This is a genomic window from Paracoccus sp. TRP, assembly GCF_000185925.1.
In the GTDB taxonomy this organism is placed as follows: domain Bacteria; phylum Pseudomonadota; class Alphaproteobacteria; order Rhodobacterales; family Rhodobacteraceae; genus Paracoccus; species Paracoccus kondratievae.
Window position 1 is genome coordinate 107868 of record NZ_AEPN01000007.1, and the last position, 18475, is coordinate 126342.

Consider the following 18475-nt stretch of genomic DNA (forward strand, 5'->3'; position numbering starts at 1 on the left):
CGTCTTGTCGGGCGCTGGGTTTCCGTCTTCACGGCGGGTTTACCGCTTGTGAAACAGAGGTGGGCTTTGGCTTATTTCCCAAGGGGTTTTCCCAAGGGGCGGATAAATGTGCAAATAAATGATATTAATTACATATTCTGGCATCAGATATCTGGAAGTAACGGGCTACAGGTGGGTCCGTGTGACAGCCAGTACTGTGATCAGCTGAGCAGTCAGAGCTGCAACAGGGGATCTCATGGCCAGAATCGAAAAAGGGGCTGTCCAAAGTCAGCGACGGCGCCGCTTCCTTACGTCACCTCGGCGCCGTCTGGAGGCATTATCGACACAGAGATCTTGCTTCGGCCGGAGGAATCTTTTCGGCATGGGCAAAGATATCGGGCTCGACCCGGCCGGGGCTGATCCAGATCACCCGCACGCGGCGGCGCCCGAAGTGCCTGTCAGCAATGCTGTCTTGTAGTCCGAAAATGCCATTGTCGTCTTTCTTTCATTGGGGTTCAGGGGCCCGGAATGTGGCGGGTCAGGGGCGCAATGGTCACACCGCCCGTGGAGATGCCTTCACGCAGGCGCCGGGCCAGTCCGACCGCGCCCGATGTGTCCGGGTGGATCAGAATCGACTGCTCTGGCATCGGGATGACGGTACCCCGGACCGTTTCGACCTGGCCGTCGCGAACGACGCGCATGACACGGGCCACTACCTGCGCGAGGTCGTGGATCGCCGCCTCCGGCTGGCTGCACGGGGCAAGCTGGCCATTTTCAAGATATCCCCGATCAGCCAGAAACAGCCGGATCACATTGCCGCTGCGTGCCAGCGCGGCCTTTTCCAGCGCACTGCCGGGCAGGACGGGGAATGAGATTTCGGGGTCAGATCCATTGTTGCCCGCGTCGAGGTCTCTGCGACGGCAGGGTTGCCAAGCCATGTGGGCGAGACACGGACATGTCGATGCAAAGTCTTGGCCGGCGCATTATTCCTCCCGCCTGGTCAAAGAAAGCCGGCGCCACGACGGCGCCGGCCCGGATCTGTCACGCGGTCGCCTAGAAGGTGCCGCGAATGCCGATACCGACCATGCGGGGCGAGGTCATGCTGGCCTGAGTAAAAACCGTATTGCCACGTGCCGCTTCGAGCAAGGTGGGTGTGCGTTCGTCAAAGAGGTTGTTGACATAGCCGTAAAGCTCGACCTTGTCGTTGATCCGCCAGCTCGCGTTCAGATCGACAAGGGTATAGCCATCAACCTCGAATGCCGGAGTATTGGCGGTGTTCGAGTAATAGCCGTCGACATAGCGTAGCTGTCCGCCAAGGTTCAGCCGGTCGGTCGCGTCCCAGCTTGCGCCGAGGGTCAGCATCCTGCCGGGCGCACGGGCGAATTCATTACCCTCATAGGCGGGAATCTGATCGAAACGCTCAAACTCGGTATGCAGCAAGCCAAGGCTGCCGCGCAGGGTCAGCGCATCGGTTGCGCGCCAGTCTGCACCCAGTTCCAGCCCATAGGCGCGGGCGTCCTGTGCGTTGACCGTTTGCAGATAGGTCACGCCATCGACCAGATGGGCGATGTTGTGCTGGGCGTTGCTGTAATCCATGTAGAAGAGGTTGCCGGTCAGCATCAGCCGCCCCTCCATCAACTCGGCGCGGGTAAAGAGCTCATAGTTCCAGACGGTCTCGGCGTCGAATTTGGTCCATTCTTTCGAATAGCCAAAGTCCAGCGATACGCCGCCGGGGTTGTAGCCCTTGCTGATCAGCGCGCCGACGTTCCAGTCTGGTGTGACCTCATAGGTCAGCGACAGCTTGGGCAGGAAAACGTCGAAAGTTTCATCGTAATCTACGTCGCTTTTGGCAAATAGCGGCGAGACGTCGCCCTGACGGCGGATATGGTCGCGCTGGTAGCGCAGCCCCGCCGACAGCGTCCAGCGTTCGTCCAGCCGCCAGTTCAGTTCACCATAAAGGCCAAGGTTGGATTTCTTGTCGCGGAAGGTCGAGATGCCCCCTTGGTTCAGCCACTCGTCCTGATCGGTGAAAGCGACATAGACACCTGCGACGCCGCTGACCTTATCTTCGGGCATACCGAAGGTCAGCTTGCTTTCGTTTGAGTAATTGTCCTGTGAGACATTGGCGTCCCCCATGGTCGGGGTGCCGACGCGGCGTTCGACATCCGAGGTCGAATATTGCGTCTTGCTGCTGACGCTGATCCCGTTGCCCAGGTCGTAATCGACATCAAGGATTGCCGTGTCAGTGGTCTGATCCCAGCCTGGCATCCAGGTGGTGATGGATTGCAGCTTGTCATAGGGCTCGGCCGCGCCCTCGGCGCTGGGGCGCTTCATCCGGCTGTGACTGTAGGTCAGCCTGGCCGACAGGCCCGGCAGGTCGGCCGGTTGCCACAGCAGCTTTAACCGCGCATTCGCGTTCAGGAAGTCCTGCCCGATGTCGTTTTGGATGAAGTTCGAGCCGACATAGTCGATGAAAGTGTCGCGTGCCGAATAATCCAGCGAGATACGGGCGGCCAACTCTTCGCTCAGCGGACCTGACCACATGAACGAGGCCGCACGTTGATTGTAGTCGCCGCCCTCCAGCCGATAGGCGCCCTCGGGGGTAAAGCTTGGGTTCTTGGTGTTGACGATGATCGCCCCGGCGATGGCGTTGGCGCCTTGCGAGGTGGTCTGCGGCCCCCGGAACACCTCGACACTATCCACATCCCAGGTCGAGGTCGCGCCAAAATACAGTTCATTATAGCTTAGGTAATGGCCGTCCAGGTTGATCGTCGCCCGCGGCACCGATCCGGCAAAGAATGCATTTGCCCCGGTATGCGGTCCCTGCGCGTCCTGTCCGCGAATGACCGGCGTGCTGACATTGTCGGTATAGATCACGTTGGGTGTGCCGGCGATCACACTGCGAATCTCGGTCTTGCCGGCCTTTTCCTTTTCGATCTCACCCGAGGTCACCACCGAGACTGAGCTTGCGGTCTCTTTCAGGTCGCGAGTGATGTTGTCGCCGGTGATGACGATGGTGTCGAGCGTGATGGTGTCGGAAGGCGCCTCCTGCGCGCAAAGGGGTGCTGCGGCAATAAGCGTGACCAGACTGACTGTTTGCGTCAGCTGGCGGTGGCGATATCTGTGGGACATTGGTTCCTCGGCTGGTCGCGTTGTGCTGGCTGGCGCGGGGAACTCGCTGGCATTTCCTGTTCCACATTGCGCAATGCGTTCTGCATGTCAATCGGCCATATGCCGGGCACTTTGCTAATGGCTGCTCGGCGCGCTAGTGTTGCGCGGCTGTCACGTGCCTGTCATGGGTACCAGCCGCGAGCACAGGAGAAACATCCGATGGTGGAGTTCGAGCCTTTCCTTGATAAGGATGCGAAGCTCTCGCGGCAGAAACGGTCGGGGACGATCCAGTCGATCTCGGTTGCGATGCGGTTTCTCAACATTCTTGCCGGGGCCGAACGGTCGCTTGCCCTGACCGAGATCGCCCAGCTGTCGCGCACCAGCCGTTCGACCGCGCATCGCTATATGCAAAGCCTCGTTAAAGAAGGGCTGGCGGTGCAGGATCCGGTCTCCAGCCGCTATGACCTTGGCCCGGCCTCGCTAAGTCTTGGCGTTGCCGCGTTGCGCCGTATCGACGCGGTCGAGATCGCGGGCTCGCAGATGAAACAACTGACCGAGAACCATGGGCTTAGCGCCGGGGTTTGCATCTGGACCGAGCGCGGCCCGACCATCGTGCGCTGGTTTCGCAGCGCCCATTTCGCGATTACCGCGATCAGCCTTGGCGATGTGCTGCCGGTCGATAACACCGCCTGCGGGCTGGTATTCCAGGCCTTTCTGCCCCGCGCGCAGATCGAGGCGGCGCGGCGCTTGCAGCCTGTGAGTTTCCGCGGCACCCCGCCCGGCAAGGCGGTGATCAACCGTATCCGCAGCGAGGGCTGGGCCGAGCTGACGAGCCATCTTTTGTCCAATGTGACCGGGCAGGCGGCCCCGATCCTTGATGCACAGGGGGAGCTGATCTGCGTCGTCACCACGGCGGGCAATCTGGGTAAGCTTGATTCGCCCCATGCCAGTGTGGCGCTGCGTGATGCAGCGCGGCTTATCAACCGCGCCACCGGTGGGCAAAGCGCCTTTGACTGATCAGTCGCGCGGGCGCGGAATGACCATTGGCCGCCCGGTCAGCGGATCGGCCTGAACCAGCGCGGCAAGGCCAAAGACCTGCTCGATCATCGCCTCGGAGACGATGTTTTCGGGCGCGCCCTCGGCCACCACCGCGCCATCCTTCATCGCCACCAGATGCGAGGCATAGCGAAAGGCCAGGTTCAGCTCGTGCAGCACCGCGACCACGGTGCGGCCCTGCGTGTTCAGCCGGGCCAGAAGGTCCAGCAACTCGACCTGATGTACGATGTCCAGATAGGTTGTCGGTTCGTCCAGCAGCAAAATCCCGGTCTCTTGTGCCAGCACCATGGCGATCCAGACCCGCTGGCGCTGACCCCCCGAAAGTTCGGCCACCGGGCGCGCGGCGAGCGATAGTGTGCCGGTCATGTCCAGTGCGGCGCGAACGGCGGTTTCGTCCCCCGGCGACCATTGCTGCAAAAAGCCCTGATGCGGGAAACGCCCGCGCGCGACCAGTTCGGCCACTGTCAGCCCATCGGGTGCGGTCGGCGACTGGGGCAAAAGGCCCAATCGCCGCGCCACTTCGCGCGTCGGCAGGCTGAGAATCGCCTTGCCGTCCAGAACCACCTGCCCGGCATCCGGGGTCAGCAGCCGGGCCAGCGCGCGCAGCAGTGTCGACTTGCCGCAGGCATTCGGGCCGACGATGGCGGTGAATGATCCGTCCGGGATCGCCAGCGACAGATTTTCCGACACCGGCTGCGCCTGATAGCGCAGCGTGACCGCATCGGCGTGCAGGCGGTAGGACATTCCCGCGTCTCCGTTGGGGTGTTTCTTTGCGGCATGTGTATTGCATTGCGGAATATGCTCTGCAATATGGTTTCAGCCATTGCGCCAGAGACCGGTCCGGCGATCAGCCATCCCTGCTTTTCAGACCCGCGCCCGACCCCGGGCGGAAAGGATGCCATGGCCAGCCTGAACCCCGAATCCGTCGAAGACCCCGAAGGTCTGCTTGCGCAGCCAGATCACATGCGTGACATGGACCGCGTCATGCTTGAGGTGGTCGCGATCCTCTGCCCCTTTCCCTCGGTCGCGCGGGTGGTGGGTCGGATTGATGCGCATGATCCACAGGCCTGGGGTGCCGCAAATGTAGCCGTCCGCATCGAAGTCGAGACCCCCGAGGGGCAACGCCCGGTCTCGCGCATCTATACGATCCGCAGCTTTGACCCGCGTTCCGGCATGGTCGAAATCGACTTCGTGATCCATGATGACGACAGTCCTGCGATGCGTTGGCTGCGGGCTGCAGGACCCGGCACAAGGGTCCATATGATCGGCCCGCGCCAGCACCTTGTTCCCGGCTTTGCACCCGGTAAGCGCGTGGCGATTTTTGCTGATGAAACTGCGATCCCCGCCGTTTTCGCCATCCTTGATGCGTGGCCGGATGGTGTTTCCGGCAGCCTGTGGATCGAGACCTCTGATCCTGAAGCGTTCGAGGAACTGCCGCGCCTTGCGGGACTTGATTATCATTTGATCCGCCGCGCCCGTCCGGCCGGCACTACCGGCGCGCTTTTTGCTGCCGCCCGGCAGGCGATCTCTGCGCCCGGGGGCTGGACCCTTTGGGCTGCGGGCGAGCGGCAGGAGATGCGTGAGTTTCGCAACCATTTCCGTGCTCTCGGACTTGGTCGCGACGATGTACGGGTCTTCGGCTATTGGAAGCATGGCTCCAGCAGCTCAGAGATCGACCGGATCAGGCTGCGCGAATATGCCGAGATCCGTCGGCGCGGCCTGCGGCTGGAAGACCTTGATGACGCTGAACTTCCGATCTGAGGAAAACCCATGCTCATCCGTCTGGTCCCGCTGATCCTTGCGTTTGTCCTGCCCGCCGTGGCGTACGCCGAGGGCTGGCCGCGCAAGATCACCGACGCTTTGGGAGAGGTGACCATTGCCGAACCTCCGCAGCATATCGTTTCGACCTCGCCCAGCCTGACCGGCATCCTGCTGGCCATTGATGCACCGCTTGCTGCGACCGCATCGGCTTTGATTGGGCCTTTGACTGACGATAAGGGCTTTTTCCTGCAATGGGCGGCGGTGGCTGACCAGCGCGGGGTCGAGGTCCTGTATCCGAACCTTGATTTCGACATCGAGGCGCTGATGTTGCAGGAGCCGGACCTTGTCGTCGCCTCATCGACAGGGGGCGACAATATCCTGCCCTATCTTGAACAGCTCCGGGCGCAGAATGTGCCGGTGGTTGTGCTGGATTACGCAAATGACGGGTGGGAGGATCTGGCACGCACCCTTGGCCGTGCCACCGGGCATGAAAAGGATGCCGCCCGAGTGACCGGGGATTTTGCCCGACAGGCGGCCGAAACGCGGGCGGGACTGGTCTTGCCTGCGGGAGATGCCAGCATCGTTTCTTACAACTTTGCGGGCACCTATGCGGTCAGCACACCCGACAGCCCGCAGGCGCGTGTCCTTAAGGCGCTTGGCTTTTCCATTGCCGGTCTGCCGCAGGTGATGCGTGGCGAGGTTTCGCGTTCGGCAGATTTCGATTTCGTCTCGCATGAGAACCTGTCCGCCGCGATTGCCGGAGACAGCGTCTTTCTGCTGAACGGGACCGAAAGGACGGTGCAAGAGTTCATCGCCGATCCGGTGCTGGCGAACCTGCCTGCGGTGCGTGAAGGGAGGGTGTATCCGCTGGGGCCGCATTCGTTCCGGGTCGATTATTACTCGGCCCTGCAGATTATCGAGACGGTCGCGCCCTATTTTCGCAAATGAGGCCACTTGTGCATTCCTTGCCTGCCGGCAGGCAATATGCGGTGGGGCTTGCTGTGCTGACCCTATTGGCGATGGCGAGCCTTGCCATCGGCTCACGCCCCGTGCCGGTGGCGCAGGTGGTGTGGGCGTTGGTTGACCCTGATCCGGGCAATGACCTGCATCTGGTGGTGCGCGAACTACGCCTGCCACGCATGTTGCTGGCGATCTTTGCCGGGGCGGCGCTGGGACTGGCCGGGGCGGTCATGCAGGCTGTGACGCGCAACCCCCTGGCCGAGCCGGGCCTGCTGGGCGTCAATGCCGGCGCGGCCATTGCGGTGGTCCTTGGCGCCTCAGGCTTTGGGCTGACGCAGATGGCGCAATATGTCTGGTTCGGCGTTCTGGGTGCAGGGCTTGCGGGGGGCGCGGTGTTCCTGCTGGGACGCGCCCATGAAAGCGGGACCGATCCGGTCAGGCTGGTGCTGGCGGGGGCGGGGGTCTCGGTCCTGCTCGGCGCGGCGGCTAATCTGGTAATTCTGAATTCGGGGCTTGAGGTGCTGGACCTGTTTCGCAACTGGGGTTCTGGTGCGCTTGACGGACGGGGCTGGGCGGTCGCCCTGACCATGGGCGGCGCGCTGGCCTTGGGGGGCGCACTGGCATTAATTCTTGCGCCGGGGCTGAACGCCATGGCGTTGGGGCACGACGCGGGCCGGGCACTGGGGCTGCGTGCATCACGGTTCTGGGCGCTTGCCTGCGTGTCGGTAATGATCCTTGCCGGGGCGGCAACCGCTGCTGCCGGCCCAATTGGATTTGTCGGGTTGGTCGCGCCACATATCGCCCGTGCGCTTGCCGGGCCAGACAATCGCCGGGTGCTGCCGCTGTCGGCGCTTTTCGCGGCAGCGGTGCTGCTCGGGGCAGATATCATCGGCCGTGTCGTTGCCGCTCCTGCCGAGGTGGCGGCCGGGATAGTCGCGGCCATTCTTGGCGCACCGTTCTTTATCCATATCGTGCGGCGCTTTCGTGTGGCGCGGCTATGATTCTGCCCGGTGCCCGTTTGCTGCGGCTTGGCCGCCTGTCGACTTTGTGGCGACCGCGTGCCGTTGCGGTCTGTGTGGTGCTTGCATCCGCCTGCCTGGTGCTGGGGCTGCTGCTGCTTGGGACCGGCACCATGGCCTTATCCCCGATACAGGTGGTCGAGGGGCTGGCCGGCCTATCTGCCGAGCCTAAGGTTGCCCGTGTCCTGCACGGTATTCGCCTGCCTCGGGTGCTGACTGGTGCGCTGGTCGGTGCTTCGCTTGGCATGGCGGGGGCGGTGTTTCAGTCGCTGTCGCGCAATGCGCTGGGTTCCCCTGACGTGATCGGTTTCACCACCGGCGCGGCGACTGGTGCGCTTTTGCAGATTATCCTGTTCAATGCCGGGGCTTTTCAGGTTGCTTCTGCTGCGGTGGGTGCGGGACTGGCGACAGCGCTGGTGGTACTGGCTTTGTCGCGCGGTGGCCGCGGCGGCACGGGTGGTGGTTATCGGCTGATCCTGATCGGTATCGGCATTGGTGCAGTGATGACGGGCGTCAATAACCTGCTGATGGTGATGGGTAACCTTGATCGGGCTATGTCGGCTCAGATCTGGCTTGCCGGTTCGCTGAACGCGCGTGGCTGGGCGCATGTCTGGCCCGTCGCTGCAGGGCTTGCGCTGTTCGTGCCGCCATTGGTGCTGAACGCGCGCCGTCTTGCAATCATGGAGCTGGGTGATGAAATGGCCGTACAGCTTGGCGTGAATATTGCGCGCAACCGGGCGATGCTGGTCATTGCGGCGGTGGGGCTTACGGCAGTTGCGACCGCCAGCGCCGGGCCCATCGCCTTTATCGCGCTGGCTGGGCCGCAGATCGCACGACGCCTGACGCGCGTGGCGGAGGTGCCGCTGATCTCGGGCGCGCTGACCGGGGCTTGTCTGCTGATGGCGGCGGATCTTTTAAGCCAGCGCGCGCCCTTTGGGCTGATGCTGCCCATCGGCACGATGACCGGACTATGTGGTGGATTCTATCTGCTATGGGTTCTTATGCGCGAGCGCTGAGCAGAAAGGAAGGTGCGGGTGGTTTGGCGCGATCCAATGCCTGTCCCGGGCAGATTATGATGATGAATCAGATGGATGCGCAGAAGTTTTTATCAGCATCACCGCGAACAAACTTTAAATTTGACACGCGTAAATTATTTGCCTAACTTTCCCTGAACCGCCGTGGGGAGGAGCCTCGGTGGACAGTCGGGCGTGCCGACCTAACTCTCCTCGAAATGCGAGATCCTGGGAGGATTCCATGACCTTCAAGAAAGCGCTCCCGGCGCTGTTGACCACTGTTGCCCTGACCATGGGTGGCGCTGCATTCGCTGACGGCATCGGCGCCTCGCTGCTGACCCAGCAGCATCCGTTCTATATCGAGCTGGCCGATGCGATGAAGGGCGAGGCCAAGGCCAAAGGCGTGGCCCTGGAAGTCAGCATCGCTAACCAGGACCTGAACAAACAGCTTGCGGATGTCGAGGATTTTATCGTCAAGGGCGTCGATGTCATCGTGATTTCGCCCGTGGACAGCCAGGGCGTGGCGGCGGCGATTGCCAAGGCCGACGCGGCCGGCATCAAGGTCGTGACCGTGGACGTCCCCGCAGCCGAGGCCAAGGTGACCTCGCATATCGGTACCGACAACTACACCGGCGGCGTCAAAGCTGGTGAGCTGATGGCCGAGGTTCTGGGCGGCAAGGGCAAGGTTGCGATCATCGACTATCCGACCGTGCAATCGGTCGTCGCCCGGGTCGAAGGCTTTAAGAAGGCGCTCGAGTCCCACCCCGAGATCGAAATTGTCGCACAGCAAACCGGCATCACCCGCGCCGAAGCTTTGGCCGTGTCCCAGAATATGCTGCAAGCGAACCCCGAGATCACCGGAATCTTTGGTTTTGGCGATGACGCTGCGCTTGCTGCGGCGGTTGCGGTCAAATCGGCCGGGCTTGAGGATCAGGTCAGGGTCATCGGCTTTGACGGCATGGAAGAGGCCCGCAACGCCGTTGACACCAATCCGGTCATGGTCGGCGTGATCCAGCAGTTCCCGCAAGAGATGGGCAAGACTGCGATCGACACCGCCGTCGATGTCATCGCGGGCAAAGAGGTTCCGGCCGAACAGCCCATCGTGCCCGGCGTTTACACCAGGAAATAAGCCAGCAGCGCGGGGCGCGGCCTTATGGCCTTGCCCCGCGCTTTCCCCTGGAGGGCAAGAGGATGAGCGAGGCAACGCCCGTCGTGCTGTCCATGCGCGACGTCAGCAAGCGTTTCGGCCCGGTCGAGGCGCTGAAGTCCATGCGGCTTGAGGTGCGGCCCGGCCGTGTCCACACTATTCTGGGCGAGAATGGGGCCGGGAAATCGACCCTGATGAAGATTCTGGTCGGGGTGCATCCGCCCTCGGGTGGTGAGATGCGGCTGGAAGGCCGGCCCTACCAGCCTCAAAGCCCGCGCGATGCGGCGGCCCAGGGTATCGCCATCGTGTTTCAGGAACTCAGCCTGTGCAACAACCTGACCGTGGCCGAAAACATCATGGCCATGCACGAGCCCTCGCGTCTGGGTTTCATTAACGACCGCGAACTGCGGGCGCGGGCGGCCGAGCTGGTCCGCGATCTGGGGCTGCCGGTCGATGTTGACGCCAAGGTCGGCCGGCTTTCGATTGCGCAGCGCCAGCTGGTTGAAATCGCCAAGGGCCTTAGCCGTCCTGCCAAGGTTCTGATCCTCGATGAGCCGACCTCGTCCCTGTCGGATTCCGAGGCCGAGATCCTGTTTCGCATCATTGACCGTCTCAAGGCGCGGGGGACGGCGATCCTTTATATCTCGCACCGGATGGAAGAGATCATGCGCCTCTCTGATGACATTACGGTCATTCGCGATGGCGCCTATGTAGCAACGCGTCAGCGGGACGAAACCTCGATTGAAGAGCTGATCACCCTGATGGTCGGCCGCCGTATGGATGAGATCTATCCGCCGCGCCTTGCCCCTGCGCCCGGACCCGAGGTTGCGCCCGCGCTTGAGGTGCAGGGGCTGAGCGGTCCAGGCTTTCGCGAGATCAGCTTTGACGTTCGCCCCGGTGAGATTCTGGGCTTTTTCGGCCTGATCGGCTCGGGCCGGTCCGAGGTGATGAAGGCCCTGTTTGGCATGGGCGCGCATACGGGACAGGCCCTGCTTGGGGGCAAGCCTTCCCGCATCGGCTCCCCGGCCGAGGCCATTGCCGCAGGCATCGGCTTTGTCACCGAAAACCGCAAGGAAGAAGGCCTGGTCCTTGGTGCGGCGGTGCGTCCGAACATCTCGATGGCGGCCTTGCCGCAATTTGCAAGCAGCGCGGGTTTTCTGCGCTTTGGTCGTGAACGCCGCGCGGCGCTGGATGAGGTAAGGCGCCTCGCCATCCGGACCAGTTCGCTTAACACCATTGCCGGCACCTTGTCGGGTGGGAACCAGCAAAAGATCGTGCTGGCGAAATGGCTGCTGACCCGTCCGCGCGTCCTGATCCTTGATGAGCCGACCCGCGGCGTCGATGTCGGGGCGAAATTCGAAATCTATCGCATCATCCGCGAACTGGCCGCCGAAGGAACGGCGATCCTTTTGGTGTCCTCGGAACTGCCCGAGGTGCTGGGGCTCGCGGATCGCATCGCCATCATGTCCGAAGGCGCCCTTAAGGCAACGCTGGCGCGCAGCGAACTGACGCCCGAACGCGTCATGGCCCATGCAACGGGAACCCATCAATGACCCAGACGACCGATAATACACCCCGCGCGGGCAGGCAGCAGCTTGTCGTGGCGCTGCATCAATACGGCGGCATTCTTGTGTCGCTGGTGCTGCTTTGCGTGATCTTCACGCTGCTGAACGAACGTTTCATGACGGTCGCAAACCTGACCAACATCCTGCAACAGGTAGCGGTGGTCGCGATTGCGGCCTTTGGCATGACCTGGGTGATCCTGCTGGGGGAAATCGACCTTTCCATCGGCTCGATCATCGCCGTTGCGGGGATGGCTGGTGCACAGGCGCTGGCCTTTGGCGTGGGCTTTGTTCCTGCGCTGTTGTTCACACTGGCGGCCGGGGCCCTGATGGGACTGATTAACGGGGTGCTGACCGCCAAGCTGGCTCTGCCCTCGTTCATCGTGACCGTCGCGACCATGGGCATCTATCGTGGCTTTGTCAGCCTGCCGACCAACGGTGCGCCGGCGATGATCTCGGACGCGTCATGGACAGCCATCGGCAGCGACCGGCTGGCAGGCATCCCGATCATCATCTGGATTGTCGGGGTCCTGTTCATTTTCAACCATGTCCTGCTGTCGCGCACGACCTTTGGCCGTCGTACATATCTGACCGGCGGCAACCGCGAGGCGGCGCTTTATTCCGGCATCAAGGTCGACCGGCTCAAGATCGCCATCTTTACCCTTTCGGGCGTCATGGCGGCGATCTCGGGGATCCTGCTTTCCTCTCGCCTTTACTCGGCCCAGACCAATGCGGGCATGAGCTATGAACTTGACGCCATCGCGGCGGCGGTTCTGGGGGGCACCAGTCTTGCCGGCGGTGTCGGCACCATGGTCGGGACGCTGATCGGCGCGCTGATCATCGGGGTGATGAACAACGGCATGAACATGCTGTCCGTGCCCTATTTCTATCAGCTTATCGTCAAGGGTCTGGTGATCCTGATTGCGGTCTGGCTGGACGTGCGCGCCAAGCGGCGGCAGGGGTAAAGATGGTTAAGGTTCTTACAATCGGCGAGGTTCTGGTCGAGATCGTCGCCACCACCCGCGGCAACGGATTTCTTGAGGCACAGCCGCTGGTCGGGCCGTTCCCCTCGGGCGCTCCGGCGATCTTTATCGACCAGGTCGGCAAGATGGGTACTGCCTGTGCCATCGTCTCGCGCGTCGGCGATGACGATTTCGGACAGGTGAATATCAGGCGGCTTGCGGCAGATGGCGTCGATGTCTCGGGGATCGAGATCGCACCGGGCGAAAGCACCGGCAGCGCCTTCGTTCGATACCGCGAGGACGGCAGCCGCGCCTTTGTCTATAACATCCGCCATTCGGCCTGCGGCAAGCTGCGACCGACCCCGGCATCCGGGGCGCTGATCGACAGCTGCACCCATCTGCACGTCATGGGCTCGGCCTTTTCGGCGCCGGAGCTTGGGGCGATGGTGATGGATGCGGCGCAGCGTATCAAGGCGCGGGGCGGTACCATCTCGTTTGATCCGAACCTGCGGCCAGAGCTGTTGAACGCGCCCGGCATGCGCGAGGCGCTGGATGTGGTGCTGGCGATGACCGACCTGTTCATGCCCTCGGGGGAAGAGCTGTTTTTGTTCGATCCCGCCCGGGATGAGGCGGCGGTGATCGCCTCGCTGCTGGGTCGCGGCATCCGCACCGTGGTCGTGAAACGCGGCGCGCTTGGTGCAAGCCTGTTTCAGCAGGGTCTTAGGCTCGACGCTGCGCCGCTCCCGGTGGATGAGGTTGATCCGACCGGGGCGGGCGACACTTTCGGTGGTGCCTTCCTCAGCCTGTGGCTGGCGGGGGCAGAGCCCTCGCAGGCCCTTGATCTGGCCAATGCCGCCGGAGCCCGCGCCGTCACCCGGCTGGGCCCGATGGAGGGAACCTCGACCCGCGCGGAACTGAACGCGCTGCTTTCGGAACGGAAAGGCTGAGACCAATGACCGACAATCCCCTGAAGTCCATCGCCGAATGGCGCGGCGGACCCGGCCCCTCGGGCATCCCCTCGATCTGCACCGCGCATCCGCTGGCGATCGAGGCGGCGATGCGCTGCACCCTGCCAACGCCCCTGCCGCTGCTGATCGAGGCGACCTGCAACCAGGTTAATCAGGACGGCGGCTATACCGGCATGACCCCCGCCGATTTTCGCCGCTTTGTCGAAGAGATCGCGGCGCGCGTTGGTTTCCCGTTGCAGCGGCTGATCCTTGGCGGTGATCATCTGGGCCCGAACCCGTGGAAGAGCCTTCCTGCTGATCAGGCGATGGAAAAGGCCGAGGTGATGATCCGCGCCTTTGCTGCCGCCGGTTTTACCAAGCTGCATCTCGACTGCTCGATGGGTTGTGCGGGTGAGCCGGTGGCGTTGGATGACGCCACTACCGCCGCCCGTGCCGCGCGGCTGGCAGCCGCAGCCGAGGCCGCGCGTCCCCAGGACGGTATTGCCCCGGTCTATATCATCGGCACCGAAGTCCCGATCCCGGGCGGTGCGATGGAGGAAATCGAAACGCTTGAGGTCACCAGTCCCGAGGCGGCGCTGACCACCTTTCAGGTGCACCGTCAGGCCTTTGCCGATGCCGGTCAGGATGATGCTTTTGCCCGCGTTATCGGTCTCGTGGTCCAGCCGGGGGTCGAGTTCGGCAACCACAATGTTGTCGATTATGACCCCGAGGCTGCGCGTGATCTTAGCGCCGCGCTGGCCCGGATGCCCGGGCTGGTGTACGAGGCGCATTCAACCGATTATCAGACCCGCGGGGCATTGGGGGCGCTGGTCCGGGATGGCTTTGCCATCCTTAAGGTTGGGCCCGGGTTGACCTTTGTGCTGCGCGAGGCGCTTTACGGTCTTGATGCCATCGCCGGCGAACTGTTCCCCGACCGGCACCTCCGCCGTCTGCGCGAGGTGATGGAAGAGGTGATGCTTGACGCCCCCGGCAACTGGGACCGCTACTATCACGGCTCTGACGCCGAGCGCGCATTGCAGCGCCATTTTTCGTATAGCGACCGCATCCGCTATTACTGGCCACAGCCTGCTGCCGAACAGGCCGTGAGCGCGCTTTTCGCGCTGCTTGAGGGGGTCGATTTGCCCGAAACGCTGATCTCCCAATATCTGGGAGGTCTTTATCCCGATGTGCGTGCCGGCCGGTTACCACCACGCGCCCGCGATCTGGTCCTGGCCGCAGTCGAGAAGTTGGCACAGGACTATGTCGCTGCCTGTTGTCCCTGAGGGTGCGCCGTGGCGAAAACACGCCCCCGCCCATCAGGTTTGCGACGGGCAGGGGGCTGCTATTGACCGGCATCGTCCGCAGGATGATATTGTCAAATTAAGTCTTTACGCGAGATAAAAAATGCTTCGGCGTCAAGCCGGACAAGGGGGGCTGTATGGAAGAGCAGAAGATCAGGAATATGGAAGAGTTCTCGGCCGTCAGCGGTATCTCTCGGCCGACGATCTCGAAATATTTCAATGATCCGTCCAGCGTCCGGCGTTCGACTCGTGAGAGGATCGAAGAGGCGATTGCCCGCTACGGTTACCGCCCGAACCTTTTTGCCATCAATCAGAACCGCAAGCTGACCAGGAATATCGGCATCCTTGTCCCCCATATCGTCGATCCGTTCTATGCCGAAATCGTGCGCCAGATCGAAACCCGCTGCATCGAGGCCGGCTATTGGGCCATCGTCCTGTGCTCGCATGGTGATACCGAGCGTGAGCTGAGCGCCATCGAGATGCTTTATTCCCTGCGCATCGCGGGGGCGGTTATCGCACCGCTTGGGGACAGCTCTGCCTCGGACCGCATTCATCAACTCGCTGCTGATATCCCGACGGTGATTTTCGACAACCATATGAATGGAGATGAAATTTTTGTCGGAACCGACAATTTTCAAACCGTTGGTCTGATGGTTGATTACCTGTGCCGCAGCGGCGAGCCACCCTGTTTTCTCGACATGCCCGCCGTTAACACCAACGCCCGTGAGCGACGTGAGGCCTATGTCCGTGCCATGGAAGAACAGGGGTTTCAGCCCCATGTTTTCCCGGTCGAGTCGACCCGATGGGATTTCGAGGAACTGGGCTATGACGCCGGTCTGCGCCTGCTGTCGGCACATGGGCTGCCCACCAATACCGTTCTTTGCGCCAATGATCGTATCGCCATCGGCCTGATCGCCGCAGCCTTTGAAAAGGGGCTCAGGGTAGGGCGCGGCGCGGCTACCGCCCTGCGCGTGGCGGGTCATGACGACCATCCTATGGCCCGCTTTACCGCCCCCGGCCTGACCACTGTCGCACAAGACTATGTATCAATTGCGGAAAACAGCGTCGACACGCTTTTCGGCATGATCGAGAACGGAGTGCGCCCCTCAAATCCTTTGCGGCGGCTTGAGGGCAAGCTGATCCTGCGTGCCTCTGCCTGATTTTATCCCGTATCATTTTAACTTTTCACGAGCAAAAATATTTATCGACTGCTCGCAGTCTGTTGCTGCCAGCTTTGTGGCACTCTCTCAGGGCGGTGCGGCTGTCCTGAAGACGCTGCCACGGTATGCTTGGAACGCTGGCGGCTTTTGGCTATGACGGCGCTCCAGTCAGCAGAGGATGCCGCCCGTGGACGCAACCGATCGCATTGCCCGCACCATAGCCGCCGAGATCAACGCCAACCCTGCACAGGTTATGGCGGCGGCGGCCCTTCTTGATGGTGGTGCTACCGTGCCCTTTGTTGCCCGCTACCGCAAAGAGGTGACGGGGGGGCTGGACGACACACAGCTGCGTACCCTTTCCGAACGGCTGGTCTATCTGCGCGAACTTGAGGCGCGGCGGGTGGCGATTTTGGAATCGATCAAGGGGCAGGGCAAGCTGACCGATGATCTGGCCCGCGCCATCGCCGGGGCGGAAAGCAAGGCCACGCTTGAAGATATCTACCTGCCCTTCAAGCCCAAGCGACGCACCAAGGCGATGATCGCGCGCGAAAACGGACTGGAGCCGCTGTTGCGTGCCATTCAAGAGGACCGCGCCACTGCGCCTGAGGTGCTGGCCGCCGCCTATGTGACCGAGGCTGTTCCGGATGTGAAAGCGGCGCTTGATGGCGCGCGCGACATTCTGGTCGAGGAACTGTCCGAGAATGCGGCGCTTCTTGGTCGGTTGCGCGAGTTCATGCAATCCGAGGCGATCATTTCGGCCAAGGTGATGCCGGGCAAAGAGCAGGCCGGTGCCAAGTTCAGCGACTACTTTGACCATGCCGAGAAATGGGCGTCGATCCCGGCGCATAGGGCGCTGGCGATCCTGCGCGGCGCCAAAGAGGAAATCCTGACCATCGGAATCGCGCCCGAGCCCGAGACCGGTACAATGCGGGCCGAGGGTATCGTTGCCGCAGCTCTGGGCCGACTGGGCGATCAGCCGGGCGACCTGTGGCTACGCAAGGTGGCTGGATGGTGCTGGCGTGTACGGCTGTCCAACACCATGTATATCGACCTTTTGACCGAGCTGCGCACCCGTGCCCATGCCGAAGCGATCCGGGTTTTCGGTCGCAATCTCAAGGATCTGTTGCTGGCCTCGCCCGCCGGGCCGCGTCCGACCATCGGGCTTGATCCCGGCATCCGCACCGGGGTCAAGCTTGCTGCTGTGGACGGAACCGGCAAGCTGGTCGAGACGGCGACCCTTTACCCTTTTCCGCCGAAATCCGACCTGCGCGGGGCCGAGGCGGCGCTGGCCGCAGCCATCCTGCGCCACAAGATCGAATTGATCGCAATCGGTAATGGCACTGCCAGCCGCGAGACCGAGCGGTTCGTGGCCGATGTGCTCAAACGTTTGCCCACCGGGGTCAAGGCTCCGGTCAAGGTGATCGTTTCCGAAGCTGGGGCCTCGGTCTATTCCGCCTCGGAACTGGCTGCGAAAGAGTTTCCCGAACTTGATGTGTCGCTGCGCGGTGCGGTCTCGATTGCCCGGCGCCTGCAGGACCCCTTGGCCGAACTGGTCAAGGTGCCCCCCGAATCGATCGGGGTCGGCCAATATCAGCACGACGTCGACCAGCGCCAGCTTGCCCGGACGCTTGAGGCCGTGGTCGAGGATGCGGTGAACGCGATCGGCGTCGATCTGAACACTGCCTCTGCGCCGCTGCTTGCCCATGTGGCCGGCCTGGGCCCGTCACTGGCACAGGCGATTGTCGCGCATCGTGACGCGCAAGGACCGTTCCCGTCGCGCGCCGCGCTGAAAAAGGTCGGCGGCCTGGGCCCGCGCGCCTTTGAACAATGTGCCGGATTCCTGCGCATTCGCGACGGAAAAGAGCCGCTCGATGCCTCTGCCGTCCACCCCGAGGCTTATGGCGTCGCGCGCCGCATCGTCGCTGCCTGCGGTCGGGACATCCGCCAGATCATGGGCAATGGCGAGGCGCTGAAGGGAATCCGGGCCGAGACCTTTGTCGATGATCATTTCGGCCTGCCCACCATCCGCGATATCCTGTCCGAGCTGGAAAAGCCCGGTCGTGACCCACGGCCAAGCTTTGTCACGGCAAGCTTTGCCGAAGGTGTCGAAGAGATCACCGATCTGCGTCCCGGCATGGTGCTGGAGGGGACGGTGACCAACGTGGCGGCCTTTGGTGCTTTCGTCGATATCGGTGTGCATCAGGACGGGCTTGTGCACATCAGCCAGCTGGCCGATCGTTTTGTAAAAGACCCGAATGAGGTTGTGAAGGTAGGCCAAGTGGTCAAGGTCCGCGTGACCGAGGTTGATGTGCCGCGCAAACGCATCGGCCTGACCATGCGCAAGGACGGCGGCGCCCCGGCACGCGACGCGCAGAAAGAGCGGGGGCCCAGACCCCAATCGGGACGCGGCCCCAAATCAGCCGCCCCTGCAGGCAAGGAACAGCCCGGCGCGCTTGGCGCGGCGCTGCTGAACGCGCTGCGCAAGAACTAGGCGGGG

The 18475-nt window shown here is 62.6% G+C and carries 15 protein-coding genes; 12 read left to right on the forward strand and 3 right to left on the reverse strand.

What is annotated here, in order from left to right:
• Positions 1 to 494: 494 nt before the first annotated feature.
• Together PARACOCCUSGL_RS20340 and PARACOCCUSGL_RS0106500 are read right to left on the reverse strand one after the other, a co-directional pair.
• On the reverse strand, positions 495 to 917 hold the full coding sequence (locus tag PARACOCCUSGL_RS20340; protein WP_010394439.1) for a LamB/YcsF family protein: 423 nt from the start codon (positions 915 to 917) through the stop codon (positions 495 to 497).
• Positions 918 to 1032: 115 nt separating this feature from the next.
• Complete coding sequence (locus PARACOCCUSGL_RS0106500; RefSeq protein WP_010394440.1) at positions 1033 to 3111, reverse strand: TonB-dependent receptor; 2079 nt, start codon at positions 3109 to 3111, stop codon at positions 1033 to 1035.
• 198 nt (positions 3112 to 3309) lie between these two features.
• Here PARACOCCUSGL_RS0106500 and PARACOCCUSGL_RS0106505 point away from each other — a divergent pair, with 198 nt between their 5' ends.
• Entirely contained in the window at positions 3310 to 4107 is a 798-nt protein-coding gene (locus tag PARACOCCUSGL_RS0106505; protein ID WP_010394441.1) for an IclR family transcriptional regulator, read from the forward strand.
• On the opposite strand, the gene PARACOCCUSGL_RS0106510 is transcribed toward PARACOCCUSGL_RS0106505, so the two are convergent.
• Positions 4108 to 4890, reverse strand: coding sequence for an ABC transporter ATP-binding protein (locus tag PARACOCCUSGL_RS0106510; RefSeq protein WP_010394443.1), 783 nt, complete (start codon positions 4888 to 4890; stop codon positions 4108 to 4110).
• 156 nt (positions 4891 to 5046) lie between these two features.
• On the opposite strand from PARACOCCUSGL_RS0106510, the gene PARACOCCUSGL_RS0106515 reads away from it, so the two are divergent.
• The 11 genes from PARACOCCUSGL_RS0106515 (at position 5047) to PARACOCCUSGL_RS0106565 (ending at position 18469) form a co-directional block, all read left to right on the forward strand.
• Positions 5047 to 5907: a siderophore-interacting protein gene (locus PARACOCCUSGL_RS0106515; RefSeq protein WP_029371673.1), complete on the forward strand. Its 861-nt coding sequence runs from the start codon at positions 5047 to 5049 to the stop codon at positions 5905 to 5907.
• A 9-nt stretch (positions 5908 to 5916) separates the two neighbouring features.
• Positions 5917 to 6855: a Fe2+-enterobactin ABC transporter substrate-binding protein gene (fepB, locus tag PARACOCCUSGL_RS0106520; RefSeq protein ID WP_010394445.1), complete on the forward strand. Its 939-nt coding sequence runs from the start codon at positions 5917 to 5919 to the stop codon at positions 6853 to 6855.
• 8 nt (positions 6856 to 6863) lie between these two features.
• Positions 6864 to 7868 (forward strand): iron ABC transporter permease, encoded by a 1005-nt coding sequence (locus PARACOCCUSGL_RS0106525; protein ID WP_010394446.1) that lies wholly within the window; start codon positions 6864 to 6866, stop codon positions 7866 to 7868.
• Positions 7865 to 8902 (forward strand): iron chelate uptake ABC transporter family permease subunit, encoded by a 1038-nt coding sequence (locus tag PARACOCCUSGL_RS0106530; protein ID WP_010394447.1) that lies wholly within the window; start codon positions 7865 to 7867, stop codon positions 8900 to 8902. Before PARACOCCUSGL_RS0106525 ends, PARACOCCUSGL_RS0106530 begins: the two co-directional genes overlap by 4 nt.
• 238 nt (positions 8903 to 9140) lie before the next feature.
• Entirely contained in the window at positions 9141 to 10028 is an 888-nt protein-coding gene (locus PARACOCCUSGL_RS0106535) for a substrate-binding domain-containing protein (RefSeq protein WP_010394448.1), read from the forward strand.
• Positions 10029 to 10090: 62 nt separating this feature from the next.
• Complete coding sequence (locus PARACOCCUSGL_RS0106540; RefSeq protein ID WP_010394449.1) at positions 10091 to 11599, forward strand: sugar ABC transporter ATP-binding protein; 1509 nt, start codon at positions 10091 to 10093, stop codon at positions 11597 to 11599.
• Complete coding sequence (locus tag PARACOCCUSGL_RS0106545) at positions 11596 to 12573, forward strand: ABC transporter permease (protein ID WP_010394450.1); 978 nt, start codon at positions 11596 to 11598, stop codon at positions 12571 to 12573. Before PARACOCCUSGL_RS0106540 ends, PARACOCCUSGL_RS0106545 begins: the two co-directional genes overlap by 4 nt.
• A 2-nt stretch (positions 12574 to 12575) precedes the next feature.
• The gene (locus PARACOCCUSGL_RS0106550) at positions 12576 to 13517 is read left to right on the forward strand and encodes a sugar kinase (protein WP_010394451.1); all 942 of its coding nucleotides are present in this window, start codon (positions 12576 to 12578) and stop codon (positions 13515 to 13517) included.
• Between the two features lie 5 nt (positions 13518 to 13522).
• Positions 13523 to 14800 carry a D-tagatose-bisphosphate aldolase, class II, non-catalytic subunit gene (locus tag PARACOCCUSGL_RS0106555; protein ID WP_010394452.1) on the forward strand — a complete coding sequence of 426 codons (1278 nt, stop codon included), beginning with the start codon at positions 13523 to 13525 and terminating at the stop codon, positions 14798 to 14800.
• Positions 14801 to 14955: 155 nt separating this feature from the next.
• The gene (locus PARACOCCUSGL_RS0106560; protein WP_029371677.1) at positions 14956 to 15978 is read left to right on the forward strand and encodes a LacI family DNA-binding transcriptional regulator; all 1023 of its coding nucleotides are present in this window, start codon (positions 14956 to 14958) and stop codon (positions 15976 to 15978) included.
• Between the two features lie 178 nt (positions 15979 to 16156).
• Positions 16157 to 18469, forward strand: coding sequence for a Tex family protein (locus PARACOCCUSGL_RS0106565; protein ID WP_138918297.1), 2313 nt, complete (start codon positions 16157 to 16159; stop codon positions 18467 to 18469).
• Positions 18470 to 18475 lie beyond the last annotated feature (6 nt).

Bases quoted from the DNA above. Each gene is read 5' to 3' on its own strand.
- PARACOCCUSGL_RS20340 (WP_010394439.1), bottom strand. From the start codon at position 917: ATGGCTTGGCAACCCTGCCGTCGCAGAGACCTCGACGCGGGCAACAAT.
- PARACOCCUSGL_RS0106500 (WP_010394440.1), bottom strand. From the start codon at position 3,111: ATGTCCCACAGATATCGCCACCGCCAGCTGACGCAAACAGTCAGTCTG.
- PARACOCCUSGL_RS0106505 (WP_010394441.1), top strand. From the start codon at position 3,310: ATGGTGGAGTTCGAGCCTTTCCTTGATAAGGATGCGAAGCTCTCGCGG.
- PARACOCCUSGL_RS0106510 (WP_010394443.1), bottom strand. From the start codon at position 4,890: ATGTCCTACCGCCTGCACGCCGATGCGGTCACGCTGCGCTATCAGGCG.
- PARACOCCUSGL_RS0106515 (WP_029371673.1), top strand. From the start codon at position 5,047: ATGGCCAGCCTGAACCCCGAATCCGTCGAAGACCCCGAAGGTCTGCTT.
- fepB (WP_010394445.1), top strand. From the start codon at position 5,917: ATGCTCATCCGTCTGGTCCCGCTGATCCTTGCGTTTGTCCTGCCCGCC.
- PARACOCCUSGL_RS0106530 (WP_010394447.1), top strand. From the start codon at position 7,865: ATGATTCTGCCCGGTGCCCGTTTGCTGCGGCTTGGCCGCCTGTCGACT.
- PARACOCCUSGL_RS0106535 (WP_010394448.1), top strand. From the start codon at position 9,141: ATGACCTTCAAGAAAGCGCTCCCGGCGCTGTTGACCACTGTTGCCCTG.
- PARACOCCUSGL_RS0106540 (WP_010394449.1), top strand. From the start codon at position 10,091: ATGAGCGAGGCAACGCCCGTCGTGCTGTCCATGCGCGACGTCAGCAAG.
- PARACOCCUSGL_RS0106545 (WP_010394450.1), top strand. From the start codon at position 11,596: ATGACCCAGACGACCGATAATACACCCCGCGCGGGCAGGCAGCAGCTT.
- PARACOCCUSGL_RS0106550 (WP_010394451.1), top strand. From the start codon at position 12,576: ATGGTTAAGGTTCTTACAATCGGCGAGGTTCTGGTCGAGATCGTCGCC.
- PARACOCCUSGL_RS0106555 (WP_010394452.1), top strand. From the start codon at position 13,523: ATGACCGACAATCCCCTGAAGTCCATCGCCGAATGGCGCGGCGGACCC.
- PARACOCCUSGL_RS0106560 (WP_029371677.1), top strand. From the start codon at position 14,956: ATGGAAGAGCAGAAGATCAGGAATATGGAAGAGTTCTCGGCCGTCAGC.
- PARACOCCUSGL_RS0106565 (WP_138918297.1), top strand. From the start codon at position 16,157: ATGCCGCCCGTGGACGCAACCGATCGCATTGCCCGCACCATAGCCGCC.